The organism is Pseudomonas sp. ML2-2023-6 (genome assembly GCF_037055265.1).
In the GTDB taxonomy this organism is placed as follows: Bacteria; Pseudomonadota; Gammaproteobacteria; order Pseudomonadales; family Pseudomonadaceae; genus Aquipseudomonas; species Aquipseudomonas kulmbachensis.
Genome location: NZ_CP146347.1, coordinates 2,972,189 through 2,984,226, shown reverse-complemented (window position 1 = coordinate 2,984,226; position 12,038 = coordinate 2,972,189). Strand labels below are relative to the sequence as shown.

Annotated in this window: 11 protein-coding genes and 3 pseudogenes; 4 read left to right on the top strand and 10 right to left on the bottom strand. The window is 53.7% G+C overall.

The window, feature by feature from the left end; genetic code table 11:
• Positions 1-37 precede the first annotated feature (37 nt).
• The 3 genes from V6L79_RS13745 (at position 38) to V6L79_RS13735 (ending at position 3,158) form a co-directional block, all read left to right on the top strand.
• Positions 38-742 (top strand): helix-turn-helix domain-containing protein, encoded by a 705-nt coding sequence (locus tag V6L79_RS13745; RefSeq protein WP_338578963.1) that lies wholly within the window; start codon positions 38-40, stop codon positions 740-742.
• Between the two features lie 89 nt (positions 743-831).
• The gene (locus tag V6L79_RS13740) at positions 832-1,488 is read left to right on the top strand and encodes a helix-turn-helix domain-containing protein (protein ID WP_338578962.1); all 657 of its coding nucleotides are present in this window, start codon (positions 832-834) and stop codon (positions 1,486-1,488) included.
• Between the two features lie 353 nt (positions 1,489-1,841).
• Positions 1,842-3,158 (top strand): undecaprenyl-phosphate glucose phosphotransferase, encoded by a 1,317-nt coding sequence (locus tag V6L79_RS13735; protein ID WP_338578961.1) that lies wholly within the window; start codon positions 1,842-1,844, stop codon positions 3,156-3,158.
• A gap of 166 nt (positions 3,159-3,324) precedes the next feature.
• Here the strand turns inward: V6L79_RS13735 and V6L79_RS13730 are convergent, their stop codons facing one another.
• The 4 genes and pseudogenes from V6L79_RS13730 to V6L79_RS13715 all read right to left on the bottom strand — a co-directional run bounded on the left by V6L79_RS13730 (position 3,325) and on the right by V6L79_RS13715 (position 5,926).
• Positions 3,325-3,729, bottom strand: coding sequence for a hypothetical protein (locus V6L79_RS13730; RefSeq protein ID WP_338578960.1), 405 nt, complete (start codon positions 3,727-3,729; stop codon positions 3,325-3,327).
• Positions 3,717-4,436, bottom strand: a pseudogene (locus V6L79_RS13725) (agmatinase); the annotation flags it as partial. The gene V6L79_RS13730 and the pseudogene V6L79_RS13725, both read right to left, overlap by 13 nt.
• 206 nt (positions 4,437-4,642) lie before the next feature.
• Entirely contained in the window at positions 4,643-5,029 is a 387-nt protein-coding gene (locus V6L79_RS13720) for a cupin domain-containing protein (protein ID WP_261742004.1), read from the bottom strand.
• Between the two features lie 33 nt (positions 5,030-5,062).
• Positions 5,063-5,926 (bottom strand): AraC family transcriptional regulator, encoded by an 864-nt coding sequence (locus tag V6L79_RS13715; RefSeq protein WP_261742003.1) that lies wholly within the window; start codon positions 5,924-5,926, stop codon positions 5,063-5,065.
• 223 nt (positions 5,927-6,149) lie between these two features.
• On the opposite strand from V6L79_RS13715, the pseudogene V6L79_RS13710 reads away from it, so the two are divergent.
• Positions 6,150-6,286 (top strand): annotated as a pseudogene (locus V6L79_RS13710) (hypothetical protein); the annotation flags it as partial.
• 6 nt (positions 6,287-6,292) lie between these two features.
• Here V6L79_RS13710 and V6L79_RS13705 read toward each other — a convergent pair.
• The 6 genes and pseudogenes from V6L79_RS13705 to tcuA all read right to left on the bottom strand — a co-directional run bounded on the left by V6L79_RS13705 (position 6,293) and on the right by tcuA (position 12,003).
• Positions 6,293-7,507, bottom strand: a complete 1,215-nt coding sequence (locus V6L79_RS13705) for an aldose 1-epimerase family protein (protein WP_261742002.1) — start codon at positions 7,505-7,507, stop codon at positions 6,293-6,295.
• 374 nt (positions 7,508-7,881) lie between these two features.
• Positions 7,882-8,310, bottom strand: coding sequence for a MarR family transcriptional regulator (locus tag V6L79_RS13700; RefSeq protein ID WP_321836285.1), 429 nt, complete (start codon positions 8,308-8,310; stop codon positions 7,882-7,884).
• The gene (locus V6L79_RS13695; RefSeq protein WP_321836284.1) at positions 8,307-8,732 is read right to left on the bottom strand and encodes an SRPBCC family protein; all 426 of its coding nucleotides are present in this window, start codon (positions 8,730-8,732) and stop codon (positions 8,307-8,309) included. The genes V6L79_RS13700 and V6L79_RS13695 overlap by 4 nt, the downstream gene beginning before the upstream one ends.
• A 365-nt stretch (positions 8,733-9,097) precedes the next feature.
• Positions 9,098-9,421, bottom strand: a pseudogene (locus tag V6L79_RS13690) (citrate-proton symporter); the annotation flags it as partial.
• Positions 9,405-10,562, bottom strand: coding sequence for a tricarballylate utilization 4Fe-4S protein TcuB (gene tcuB, locus V6L79_RS13685; protein ID WP_261741998.1), 1,158 nt, complete (start codon positions 10,560-10,562; stop codon positions 9,405-9,407). The pseudogene V6L79_RS13690 and the gene tcuB, both read right to left, overlap by 17 nt.
• Complete coding sequence (tcuA, locus tag V6L79_RS13680) at positions 10,549-12,003, bottom strand: FAD-dependent tricarballylate dehydrogenase TcuA (protein ID WP_338578959.1); 1,455 nt, start codon at positions 12,001-12,003, stop codon at positions 10,549-10,551. The genes tcuB and tcuA overlap by 14 nt, the downstream gene beginning before the upstream one ends.
• Positions 12,004-12,038 lie beyond the last annotated feature (35 nt).

The following is a 12,038-nucleotide window of genomic DNA, read 5'->3' as shown; positions in this document are numbered from 1 at the left end:
AAAATCCAATAGCCTTTAAGTATTTGGGTTAGGTGATATGCTTTTCGCAGGATGCAAGACCGATATTTTGGCCCCAAAAGCGCTCAATTTTGTACACAGCAAAGCGCTGGCCGACGATATTGAACAGCTCATCACTTCTGGCGTGAGGCATCTTGATGCCTGCGACGCCAAGACAAACCTGACCTGCGATTTTAATCAGGTAGAGGCTGTTTTTATTGAGGTTAATTCTCCAGAAGCTATTAACGACAGCCTCGAACTGGTAAAGCACATCCGCCTGATCAATCAGGTTGCGTGTATTTTCATATTGGCCACCCATAACAAGTCATTTACCAGTATCAACTATTATCTGGCAGGCGCCGACCACTGCATAAAGTTGCCTGCCGACCCACTAGATAAATCGAGATTATTATCGCGTACTCTCGAAGAGTCACACTGGAAAACAACCACCAAATTAACTCTTGACCGCACACGTCTTTTATTATGCGGCGCCGCAAAAAAACTTGAAATTTCATATACCGAAATGACAATTATCGATGCCCTGATACATGCACCACAGCATGTATTAAGCCAGGACAGTATTGCTAAAACCCTGGACCCTAATATTGTTTTCTATGACCCGCGAGCACTGGAAAAAACCATTAGCCGCCTGAGAACAAAGATCAAAAAAGCCTACGAACTTGAGTTGATTTTTAGTGTTCGCGCGTTTGGCTATCGCCTGCGCCGAGGGACGATTAGCGAATAGGCATTACCTGACTTCATGCACTGCTCTGCAGACCGCTGTAGTTCGCCAACTGGCACCAGCCTGACACCGACGAATGGAGACGTTGAAGCATGAAGGTAACACTCGGACATTCCAGTTATATGGCACCTGCAAATGATCATTCGTCTGCACCAAAAAATAGCCTGCTACAAGATAAAATCAAATATCACCCAGCAAACCAACATGCTACCCAATGCATAGATCAGCAGTGGCGCGCTACACACGCTGCTTCCTGGGCACGATGGGCAAGTGACCAGCCAGGCTTTGCACCGGCAAACAAGTGCGCCAGTGAGCTATCCAGCTTGATAACGGTAAAAAAAGCTCAACCATTGAGCATCCATTCATGCTCCTCGGACCTTACTGCCAGTCTAACTTTGGAAACAACCTCGACTCTTCCTGCCCAAGCAGCAGATTTACTGTATTCGGAAAGCCCTGATATCTGGTTATTTTGCTCTGCAGCACAAAAACTGTGCAATAACAGCATCTGCATTCAGCTTACAACTATTGAATCGTTACTTATCAAAACACTAACACTCAGAGAAGAGCGCATCTGCAGCAAGCAAGAACTTGTTATCGGTATAAATAAAGATCCGCACAATTACAGTGGCCTGGAAATGTGCCTGAGCCGACTTCAGAGTAAATTCAGAGATGCTTTTGGTGAGCGCCTGTTTCGTTCAGTACGCAATCGCGGGTATTGCCTGGTTCAGGATGTTCGAATCGCGAGATAGATGGCACTTTACAATCATATGAGAGCAATAACCGGACGCGACGCTATCACTACGACATCACGGCACCCTTTAGATTATTATTCTATTGAAAATAGCACCTCCCGCCTCACTGTTATAAAACGTCGAACCATTATTGCTGATAACCCTTATTATCAGTGTTTCGTGCGGCAATTACCTATTCCAGCAATAGCGCCGCTCGACGCCTGCACATGGAAGAGTGCTGTGACCTATCCCCTCCAGCCGCTCCCCTATAGTCAAGTACTTATCACAAGGCTGCTACCTTGATACATACACGTCTAGATCGCAAAACCGTAGCCAGAGGGCTTACTTTTTGGGGGCAGTGGTCCGTTGCCATGACCTTTGTCATCGCATTGTTATTAGCACTGGTCTATACCAAATTCGGCACCATTGATTTCCATTACCGCATGCTCGCCATTTTGACCATGCTCGTATCAGTACCGGCCTATTCAGCCACCCACGTTTATTATAAAAGACACAAGGCTTTTAACGGCTCCATCCGCTTGTTTCTCGGGTGGACACTAACACTGACATGCCTGAGTACCATTGGATTTATTACAAAATCTGGTGAATTATTTTCTCGCGAGACCCTTCTCAGCTGGGCCTTCCTGGGTTACCTGATTCAAATCCCTCCTTATTTGATTTTGCACCGACTCTCCAAGTTCTATCACCAGCGTAATAACCATCATTACAACAGCCTTATTATTGGCTCCGATGGCGTCGCTCTCAAGCTGGCTGACAGTTTTATTCAACAAAACCAATTCCCGCTCATTGGCGTTGTCAGTGCTAGCCCCTTTGAGGATTCAACTAATTCGCCACTTATCGTCGGAGAACTGCCACAACTGCGCTCGCTGATCGCCGAACATAATATACGTCGACTTTATATTTCGCTGTCTCTGCAAGAAGCCCAACGCATTGAAGCGCTCTATATCGATCTGCTTGACTTGAACGTGGACGTCGTCTGGGTGCCAGACCTGGATAGCATGATGCTGCTCAACCATTCAGTTAGCGAAATTGGTGGCCGGCCGGCCATCCACTTGAATGAAAGCCCCCTGACAAGCTACCCCACTGCAGCTATTAGCAAGGCATTGATGGAACGCTCGCTGTCACTTGCTGCCATTATCTGCCTGAGCCCCCTACTCGCAGCCATTGCGCTGGCAGTAAAACTCTCGTCACCAGGCCCGATCCTGTTCAAGCAGCATCGCCATGGCTGGAACGGCAAGGTTATTAAAGTTTGGAAATTTCGTTCGATGCAGGTGCACGACGACAAGCAAGTGAAGCAGGCAAGTCGCAATGATTCACGAGTAACAGCGGTAGGTCGCTTTATTCGACGCACATCGCTGGATGAATTGCCGCAACTTTTCAATGTGCTACATGGCGATATGGCTTTGGTAGGGCCACGGCCTCACGCAGTTGCCCATAACGACTACTACACCGGCAAAATACACGCCTATATGGCTCGTCACCGCATCAAGCCCGGAATTACAGGTCTGGCACAAATCAGTGGTTGTCGCGGCGAAACCGACACCATTGAAAAGATGCAGAAACGGGTTGAGATCGACCTCGACTACATCAACAACTGGTCGCTGTGGCTCGATATAAAAATCATGATCAAGACCCCGCTTACCTTGATCTCGAAAGACATTTACTGACGCCAAAGCCCCCTCCTAGGGGGCTTTTACGTAACCTACGACTATATTCCCCTAAATCGAACCGGCAGAGCGGCATTACAGCTCTTGGTAATTCCCTTGTAAATCAGATGACTATTTTTTCAGGGAGGCCACAAGCTTCCTCGAAATGATCATTCGTACCCGTCAACTAGAAGGCTGTAGGAGAGATGTCCTGAGCCCCACCAGTAATGACAGAAATTCTTCGCCTAACAACTTCTCCAGCCTTCACTTCGATCTCGCGCTCTACGACGCTTCCGCCGCCGCACGCCCCGCTATAGGTCGAGCTCAAAATGTGTCGTCCTGCTGACAAGCCAAACCTGGCCACTTCACCCGCCGCGAACTCAGCGGCAAGCGTACCGTCGATATAAAAGCGATAATTACAACCGGCCCCGTACAGACCGCCATCACGGACGACAATTAGCTGAGCATCACTTTGCCCCTCATATGCATACAGTCTTTTCGCTGGAACGGGGTCCGCTCGGTCAGATGACACAGGTGAACTTCCACAACCGGCTAAAATTACAAACGCAAAAGCTCCAATCAAAACACGCATGTATAGTCCCTTAGTGGCAAATCTCTGGCTGCGTCAGCGTGAAAAAAACTGTTGATACCGCGCAAGCCCCGCAGGATTTCCAGCGCCTGATGGGTGGTCAACCCACCGCATACCGGGGTGCCTATGCCAGGGGCGAAGGCCGGGGCCAGGCAATCAATATCGAACGTCAGGTAGACCGGGTTATCCCCTACCCTGGCGCGGATCATTTCGGCAATGATTTCTGGCGTATTGCGATGCACCTCACGCGCTTCGATCACCTGGAATCCCATGACGTCGTCGTTGGTGGTGCGCAGGCCGATTTGCACTGAGCGCGACGGGTCGATCAGGCCTTCGCGGGCGGCGTGGTAGAACATGGTGCCGTGACTGATGCCCTGCTGGCTATCATCGGCATCAGGCCAGGTGTCACTGTGGGCATCAAAATGCACCAGGGAGATTGGCCCGTGTTTTTTAGCGTGGGCCTTGAGCAATGGGTAGGTGATGAAATGATCTCCGCCCAGGGTCAGCATGGCGCAACCCGCGTCGAGGATGCGCTCGGCATGGGCCTCAATGGCGGCCGGGGTCTTTTGTGGCTGACTGTGGTCGAAGTCGCAGTCACCGTAATCGATCACGGCCAAATGGTCGAAGGGGTCAAACATCCAGGGATAGTGGCGCTCCCGGGCGCTCTGCACTGATGCGGCGCGAATGGCCCGAGGGCCACATCGGATACCTGCCCCGCCACATTGCCGCACCCTGGCATGCACGCGGCCATGTGCAACCACTTGGTCCGGAAACGCTGGGTTTTAATGTGCAATTTCATTTAGCCAACCATCGCGGGCGCGAGTCGAGTGAGGCACAGCTCGCCTTGGTGGAAGATTTGAAGCTAGCGTTTGCCGATAACCCAGAGACACCACCAAGGTCTTGAAAACCGTAGGACCTAGATCCAGACGTCGCTGTCGGCCGTACGCTCCCCCCCCTCATGGCCGGTATTCAGTATCCCGCGAGGTTCGATCATCATGAGCTTGGTTTCGCTTTCGGCAGCTGTTCTGTGTTCGACCCCTCGCGGCACTACATAAAGCTCTCCCGGAGCGACATACACGCTGCCATGGGGTAGATCGATGCGCAGCTTGCCCTCTATTACAATAAAGGCTTCATCGGTTTCCGGGTGTGAATGCCAAATGAACTCCCCCTCGATGCGTACCACCTTGAACTGGTACTCGTTCATTTCGGCGATTACTCGAGGGCTCCACTGCTGCTCAATGAGGGAGGCTTTTTGGGCAAGATTGATGGCGTGTTCGCTTGGTTGCTGTTGAGTGTGGCGCATGACGGATTCTCTATACATTAGGGAGCCATCACACTAACGAACGGGCGCGGGTCCCGGCTTGTACGATCCTGCAAGCTGACGCTGGGCTCGGATACGCTCAAGCCAGCGCATCGGTGGTACTCCGTAACATATGGTGAAATGCCGAGTCATATGACTTTGGTCATGAAACCCCGCTGCCAGTGCCGCATCCACGAGGGTGAATTGATCAAGGATCAGTGCGCGAAAAAGATCGAGGCGACGCAACGTAACAAAGCGGTAAGGGCTTGTACCAAATAGCGCCCTGAAGTCTCGCGACAGGCTCCATCGTTCTCTGCCACTGGCATGCTCAAGCATCCCCAGAGTGATAGTCATATGAAGATTGGCCATGATGAAATCCCGCGCTCGCTTGGTAGCCTGGTAGTCCAACATCTTGCGCCCGCGCGGTTTGCCTGCGACAGCGCGCAGCGCCATGGCGAGGTCAAACAAAGCGTCCTGTTCCTCAAGGGAGTCGAGCGGGTGGTCCATTGCCTGCACGAAAGGTTGGCTTGCGTTATACAGGCGTAAATCGTCCGACAGCCCACCCGGGACATAGGGCAGTGACTCACCTCCCAACACCTGCTGAATCAAGGCAGGGTCCACATAGGCCATCCTGTAGCGGAAGCCCGCTTCGGTCCCGGCCATGCCGTCATGCAACTCGTCCGGGTGTAACACCAACGTATTCCCCGGTATACCGTGGCGCATAGAACCTTTGTAGTGAAAGCTCTGTACCCCCGACATCGTCCGACCGATGGAGTAGGTATCATGGCGGTGCGGATCGTAGCCATGCCCCCCGAACCATGCCTCGATTCGTTCTATTCGCCCTGGTTCGGTATTACGCAGAACCCAATCTCTAGCGGGCAAAGATTTATCCCGATCCATGAATAGATTTCCGATAGACCTTGGTGGGGTGATGGTCCGTTCTGGACTTGAGTGGAAAACTGTACCTGCGAATGTAGAGAGGCGCAGGTGACTTTAACAGCGGCAAATCACGATTAATGCTTTGATGACGCAATGACAAGAGCTGCACGATATACAAGCCCATCTGACGCACCAGGCTTGTAATGCAGATCCAGGGTATGAATAACAGGCAGGTATCCGCCACGAGGGTTTAACTCTATCGTTGCGAGCAGCCATCGCCTACTCAAGGTCGCGCACACGCTGGCGGACCTTGAGCAAACCGATGTGACTAGACGCAAGCATATGCTCGATACACTGCAATATCGGCCGACAATGCTCTAGCCGGTGTTACCCCTTGGTCAGATCAACCAACGGCGTCTGCCGCACCTCAGTCTCCCGCCCACCCTGAATCTCGCTCACCTGCTTCAAGGCCTTATCCACAGCCGCCTTGTCTGCTAACAAGCTGTAGCTGATGCGGAACTGCTTGTGCTCCTTCGGCCCAATGGTCGGCACCAGGTTCAGTGGTCGCTGATAACGGCGGTTGTAGGAAAAACTGGTCCCTGGTTCCAGACCCGTGACATAGCCCTGCCCTTGGGTATCGGTGTTTTTCCACAGAGAAAACACCGGCAGCGTCTGAGTGTTGAAACCGACCGAAACACCCAGGCTGCCGGCCTTGTTATGCAACACGGTCAACGTATCGCCTTTGGCATCGGCATACGGCACCACGTTGTAAACCGTTTCGTCGTAGTCCTTGGTCGGTGCGCGGTAGGTTTGCCAGTCGGGCAGATCGCCCTTGGCCTTGTCGTTGAACGGCGACACCTGTTTCACCGGCGCGGCGAAACGAGCACCCTGCTCCAGGAACGGAGTGCTGAAGTTACTGTGATACAGCGCCTGGTATTCCTTCGGATAATCGCCGTTGTTGGTCAGGGTGTCGTTGAGGGCGAACACTACGCTGCCGGGTTCGGTGACCAGCTCGGTCGCGACGGAGAAGTCGACCTTCTTGAACGCCTGCTCTTTCAGTTCGCCGCGCAGGGTGATGGCATACGGTGGTTTCTCATCGATGTGCAGGGTGACTTTGTTCGCAGGAATGTTGGCGGCCCGACCGTGCAGGGTCAGCAGTTCGCCGTTGTCGAGGCCGGGGTGGCCAACCCATTCGTATCCGCAGCGGGCGACCAGTTCATTGAAACCTTCCAGCCAGCCCAGGCCACCGCGGCCATTGAGTTCGACGAAGGACGGATTGACCACTTCCTTGACCGGCGAATCCCAGCCCATACGCACATTGCCGACCGAAGCCTGCAAGACGTTCATTCCGCGAGTCGGTACTACCGACAGTTTCATCGTACCGTTGTCGATGTCGACGATGCTGACACCCTCCTGCCGCCCACCGTGCAAGGTGCGCAGGGTGACGCTGAAGGGTTTGTCGGTTTTTACGCCGAGTTGCTGGCTGGTGATCTGCCAGTTCTGGGCGGCATGATCGGTGTCGAGCAGAACGTAGTCCCAGGCCATGGCGTGGGAAGCAGCGGACAGTGCGCTGAGGGCAACAAAGAGTTTAAGCGGGGTCATGGCAGCAGCCTTTCTTGGAGTTGTTCCGCTTTATAAACTTGAAGAAACGTTTCAGCAAGTTTAAACAGTGACATCGATACGGAAAGTGCCACGAAGGATTTAGCTTATCTGTTGCGTTGACCGGTTAAATCCACAGCCGATTGCTTCCTGTCACAAGGGGCTGCAATCGACATGATCCGGTGATACGGAGATTATGAGGCCGGTGCTCAGAGGTTTGGACGACTTCAATCGAACCTGGCATCAAACCCGGACCGTATCCTGGGGTAATCCAGAACCGCTCAAACACGTCGAAGGGTTCATCCTGCGCCAAGCGGACACAAAGCCCCGCACTAGGCGAGGCTCGGGGGTATCACATAGGGTTCTGAAACAGGCATTCAGCTGTCATGTTTTAGAAAAAACTCTCTGTCGAATGCTTCAACAACAGGCATAGCCGTACACAATCGACGGTGGCCCTCTTCGCTAAGTGACACCAAGTTTGCTCGCTGGTCTTGCGGGTTTGTTTGCTTCCCAATAAGCCCATCTTTCTCCAAGCGAGATATGATTTGCGAAATATGCATGCGATCCATACCGGTAAAGCTGGCGATGCCATGCTGAGTGATCTGCTCGCCCTCTCTCGTCAGCCAACCACTGACAGCCAGGATCGCGAATTGCGGCTGAGTAAGCCCCAAAGGTTTCAAGCGCGCATTGAGTTGACGCTGCCAGTCTAAAAAATCGCGCCATAGTCTGAATCCAGGACTCTCGCTCGGCCCCGCGAAGGCCGAACCACTCCAGTTCTTCTCGACGCTATCCTTGTTCGCACTCATGAGCAACTTGCCTGGGCTTCACTGAACTTTTTGAGCCCCTGCATCGTGTTGGGTAGCGATGCCTGAATGGATCTACCAACCAGGTATCGAAACAGAAAGCTCAGTGGCCCGGAGAATTCAACCCAGTGGGTTGCGACCGTCCCCCCCTCTTTTTCCGTTAGCAAGTGCCCGAATTCCATACGGCATAACGGCAAACGGCTTTGCGCCGAAAAAGACATGCCCTCGGTCATTTCGACAATCTGAATGTTGGCTTTGGGTCCGACCCTTGGTTTAAGCCAACCTTTCGCACCCAGCTCAAGACCACCAGGCAAGCTTGCACAACTCACCTCTGGGTCCCAATCGGTCCAGCGCGCCGCATCCCTATACAAACGGAACACCTGCGCAGGGGTCGATCTAATTTCAATAGACTCTTTGATTTCCATGGCCTTTGCCTTACGTCAGTAGCGTCGGAATAATTGTAAATGCATTTACAATATAAAACCACGCGCCAAGCACAGCTCATAAAAATCGCTACTTACTCGATGCCCAGTGGTCCAAATAGTTGTGCAAGTGATCGTCAAATCGCAGGCAATAAAAAAGCCCGTAGACCTTGATCTACGGGGCTTTTGAATGTGGAGGACGGAGCCGGAATCGAACCGATGTGGGCGAATTTGCAACCCGGTAGGTAAATTCAAGAAAGCCTTGGGCTGTAGCGATATTCCTTTCCGAAACTCTGGCTGATTGGGTGCTGCGGCCGCTACTCACGCACCGTCGCTACCGAGTAGTAGCGACGGCTATCGAGCGGGAACTAGACGAGTTTGACCGCTAATGTTTTTTGCTTGCGATAGAGAACCGTTGTCGCCGTAAACCCGCACACCGCCGCGAACATAAGCCAGTAAGCTGGCGATGCTTTATCCCCTGTGGCCTGGACAAGCAGGGTCGAGATTGCCGGGGTGAAACCGCCAAACACAGCAGTTGCCAGACTGAACGCCAGCGAGAAGCCAACCACACGTACGTTCTGAGGCATTACCTCAGTTAATGCTGCGACCATAGCGCCATTGTAAATACCGAAAAAGAACGAGAAGTACAGCAGGACGGCAAGTAATCGCTCGAAGCTAGTCGTTGCCGGCAACGACCGGGTTGGGTTGGCGTTTCTCGATGGCGTGTTTGAGCAGCGCTGCGCTGCGGAAGATTCCATGGGCGAACTTGCTGTAGGGCATGGTCAGGAAAAACGCCATGACCAGACCGAGATGAATAGCCAGCATCAAGCCCAAGGCGCTGGTTTCTCGAAGCGCCAAAAGCGCCAGGCCGCTTGCGCTAACCAAAAACAGCAACGCGATGAAACCGCGATCCATAGGTTTCTGATTCTCGTCACCGTGCGCGGGGTTGCGGCGCAGGTTCAGCCAGAGCAGACCTGCCGGGCCGATCAGCAAACCGATACCACCGACAATGCCCAACATCACCGGCAAGCTGAAGATCGGATAAGGGGCCGACCAATTCAGCAAATAGTGAAAAAGCGTGGCCACACCCGTGGCGGCGAAGCACAGCATGAAACCGTAGAAGGTGAGATGGTGGAAGCGACGACGCCAGAGGGTGAATTGATCGTCGGCGTTGTTGCAGCCCTTACCGTGGCCACCGTCCAGATATTTGAGTTTCGCGACGTTGGCCGTAGCTTCCAGTGCCGCGGACGCTCTTACTGGCAGAGACGCTGCCACTGGTGAGACGTTGCGCCAGAAGCGTCGCACTCCAATGGTTAGCGCGAGTACCGAAAAGCCGAACACTGCGCCGAACATCAACGCCAGGGTGTTGTGCGGGAAAATTTTGTAGAAGTTACCTCCCGGAATCGTGACGAAGAGGTTTCCCATGATCAACAGGGTGAGACATAGAAACAATGCCAAGCCTGCTCCCGAAGCCAGCGCCAGGGTCATACCGTTTCGCTGATACAACTTGCCCATCACCCGTGGCCATGCGTATTCGGCGTAAGTATCAAGGCGCACCTTGGCCATTGCCTTCGGTACATTGACCTCGAATTCATGGGGGGCGGAGTACTGACAGGCGTGCAAGCACGCACCGCAGTTGTGGCAAAGGTTCGCCAGGTAATGGATGTCCGCCTGATTGAACTCCAGGCGCCGGGTCATTGCCGGAAATACCGCACAGAAACCTTCGCAATAACGACAGGCATTGCAGATGGTCATCTGCCTCTCGACTTCACTTTCGTCAAGATTGAGCACCGGGATCAAGTCGCCCGAAGCTTTGGGATCAAACAGTTGCATGTGAGGACTCCGTATTCACTGATGAAGCGTCAAAGCCCACAGCGGCGGCCGCTTGTGCACCGGCTATACGGCCGAACGCTGTACCGATGGCCATGCCGATACCTGCGGTGTAGCCCTTGCCCAGAACATTGCCGGCCATCATTTCTCCGGCTACGAACAGGTTGGGGCTTGCCTCTCCGTTGAAGTGCACGGCGGCGGTTTCGTCGGTGGCGAGGCCGAGGTAGGTGAACGTGACACCGGGTTTCAGCGGGTAGGCGTAGAAAGGCGGTTTCACCAATGGCCGCGCCCAATGAGTTTTGGCCGGGGTCAATCCGTGGGTGTGACAGTCGTCCAGTACCGTGTGATCGAACGTACCGACGCGGCAGGCGTTGTTGTAACCCTCTACGGTCCTTACGAATTGATCTTCGGGTAGCTTCAATAGACGGGCGAGTTCTTGCAGGGTATTCGCGGCAGTCCCTGGAAAGACGGGAGGCATGAAGCGCCCGATGGCTTGTTGATCGATGATCGAGTAGGCCTGCTGCCCTGGTTGTCCGGCGACCAGGCGCCCCCAGATCGCATAGCGTTTAGGCCAGAAATCCTCACCTTCGTCGTAGAAACGTTCGCCGTCGCGATTGACCACTACGCCCAGTGATACGCAGTCGATTCGCGTACAGATACCGCCGTCGTAGAGTGGCGCGCGGGCATCGATTGCCACCATGTGTGCTTGCGTCGGATCGCCGATCACGTCAGCACCAAGATCAAGCATGCGCCGCAGCAAAATACCGGTGTTGAATCGGGTGCCGCGGATCAGGAAGTTGTCAGCAGGCCATTCACCGCGTTCGTTCTGGCCCCAGGCTTCGCGTAACCACTCACGATTGGATTCGAAACCACCAGCAGCCAACACGCAGGCCCGGGCTTCAATACGCTCTGCGGCTACGCGCTGACCGTCGACTTGATGCTCGCCAATGTGGGCCGCGACGAACTTTCCATCGTCCAATTCAATGTCGGTGACCTGGGCGTTGTAGCGGATTTTCACACCCAACCGTTCGGCGCTGCGGAAGTACGCATTCACCAGCGCCTTGCCGCCACCCATGAAGAAAGCATTGGTACGGGCCACGTGCAGCGCACCTGACAGAGGTGGCTGAAAATGCACCCCATGTGAGCGCATCCAGTCGCGGCAAGAAGAGGATGCCCGAATGGCAATGCGTGCAAGCTTCTCATCAGTCAGACCGCCGGTAACCTTCAACAGGTCTTGCCAGTATTCCTCTTCAGGATAGGCGTCGATCAATACATCCTGCGGCTGGTCGTGCATGCACCGCAGGTTACGCGTGTGCTGGGAGTTTCCACCGCGCCAGATTTTCGGAGAGGCTTCCAGCAGCATCACGCTGGCGCCAGCTTCTCTCGCCATCAGAGCGGCGCATAAGGCTGCGTTGCCGCCCCCTATAATTAAGACATCGATCATCATCGCTCCTCGATCTGCAAGGAGGCTGGAACGAA

Excerpts from the sequence above, each read along its gene's own strand:
- V6L79_RS13695 (WP_321836284.1), bottom strand. The coding sequence starts at position 8,732 with ATGGAAATCAAAGAGTCTATTGAAATTAGATCGACCCCTGCGCAGGTG.
- tcuA (WP_338578959.1), bottom strand. The coding sequence starts at position 12,003 with ATGATCGATGTCTTAATTATAGGGGGCGGCAACGCAGCCTTATGCGCC.
- V6L79_RS13740 (WP_338578962.1), top strand. The coding sequence starts at position 832 with ATGAAGGTAACACTCGGACATTCCAGTTATATGGCACCTGCAAATGAT.
- tcuB (WP_261741998.1), bottom strand. The coding sequence starts at position 10,562 with ATGCAACTGTTTGATCCCAAAGCTTCGGGCGACTTGATCCCGGTGCTC.
- V6L79_RS13720 (WP_261742004.1), bottom strand. The coding sequence starts at position 5,029 with ATGCGCCACACTCAACAGCAACCAAGCGAACACGCCATCAATCTTGCC.
- V6L79_RS13735 (WP_338578961.1), top strand. The coding sequence starts at position 1,842 with ATGACCTTTGTCATCGCATTGTTATTAGCACTGGTCTATACCAAATTC.
- V6L79_RS13705 (WP_261742002.1), bottom strand. The coding sequence starts at position 7,507 with ATGACCCCGCTTAAACTCTTTGTTGCCCTCAGCGCACTGTCCGCTGCT.
- V6L79_RS13730 (WP_338578960.1), bottom strand. The coding sequence starts at position 3,729 with ATGCGTGTTTTGATTGGAGCTTTTGCGTTTGTAATTTTAGCCGGTTGT.
- V6L79_RS13715 (WP_261742003.1), bottom strand. The coding sequence starts at position 5,926 with ATGGATCGGGATAAATCTTTGCCCGCTAGAGATTGGGTTCTGCGTAAT.
- V6L79_RS13700 (WP_321836285.1), bottom strand. The coding sequence starts at position 8,310 with ATGAGTGCGAACAAGGATAGCGTCGAGAAGAACTGGAGTGGTTCGGCC.
- V6L79_RS13745 (WP_338578963.1), top strand. The coding sequence starts at position 38 with ATGCTTTTCGCAGGATGCAAGACCGATATTTTGGCCCCAAAAGCGCTC.